At 76.5% G+C, this 1,080-nt stretch carries 1 protein-coding gene; it reads left to right on the forward strand.

Annotated features, from left to right (window positions below; translation table 11 throughout):
• Positions 1-186: 186 nt before the first annotated feature.
• Positions 187-1,080, forward strand: an 894-nt coding sequence (locus tag HMPREF0731_RS21585; RefSeq protein ID WP_007006372.1) for a family 8 glycosyl hydrolase, incomplete at its 3' end; no start/stop codon positions are given.

The raw sequence follows: 1,080 nt of genomic DNA on the forward strand, positions 1-1,080 counted from the left end.
ACATGGCGGCCGGGCTGCGCTGCAGCGCCTGCGGCGAGGCCGCCGGGCAGGTGGCGCTGCTGCGCTGCTCCCGCGCCGGGCAGGTGATCCTGCCGCTGCGGGGCCGCGCCGCGCCCTGGGGCTGAGCCCCCGCCCTTCAGCTTCTGGTCAGCTTTCCGGCGCTCCGATGGGTGATCGTCACCCTCCATGGCGCGGAAACAGCCAAGATGCCGCTGCCGCCCCTCTCCGCCGCGGCGGCGCCTGCTGCTGACCGCCGGGGCCGGGCTGCTGGCCCTGACGCTGCCCGAGGGCGGCGGCTTCGACCTCGCCGCCGAATGGCAGGATTTCCGGCGCCGCCATGTCTCGCCCGAGGGCCGCATCCTGGATGACGGCCAGGGCGGCATCAGCCATTCCGAGGGCCAGGGCTACGGGCTGCTGCTGGCGCTGGAGGCCGGCGACCGCGCCAGCTTCGAGCGCATCGCCGCCTGGACCGCCACGGCGCTGCGCCGCCCGGGCGACGCGCTGCATGCCTGGCGCCACGCGCCCGGCCTGCCACCGGACAGCAACAACGCCAGCGATGGCGATCTGCTGATCGCCTGGGCGCTGCTGCAGGGCGCCGCGCGCTGGCGGCTGCCGGAGGCGCAGCAGCGCGCCAGCGCCATCGCCGCCGACCTGCTGCGGCTCTGCACGCTGGAGGCGGATGGCAGGCTGCTGCTGCTGCCCGGCGCGCAGGGCTTCACCGACCGCGAGCGCATCCTGCTCAACCCCTCCTACTATGTCTTCCCCGCCTTCCTGGCGCTGGCGGCGCTGGGCCAGGGGGCGCGGTGGCGGCGGCTGGCGCAGGACGGGGTGGCGCTGCTGCGCCAGGCGCAGTTCGGCCGCTGGCGCCTGCCGGCCGACTGGTTCGAGCTGCCGCGCAGCGGCGGCCGCCCCGCCCTCAGCCGCGCGCATCCGCCGCGCTTCTCCTATGACGCGCTGCGCGTGCCGCTGCACCTGGCCTGGGCCGGGCTGCGGCAGGAGCCGGCGCTGCGCGCCGCCGCCGATTTCTGGTATGATCCGGGCAACCCCTACCGCCCCGCCTGGGCCGATCTGCGCACCGAC

This window comes from Pseudoroseomonas cervicalis ATCC 49957 (assembly GCF_000164635.1).
Lineage (GTDB): Bacteria > Pseudomonadota > Alphaproteobacteria > Acetobacterales > Acetobacteraceae > Pseudoroseomonas > Pseudoroseomonas cervicalis.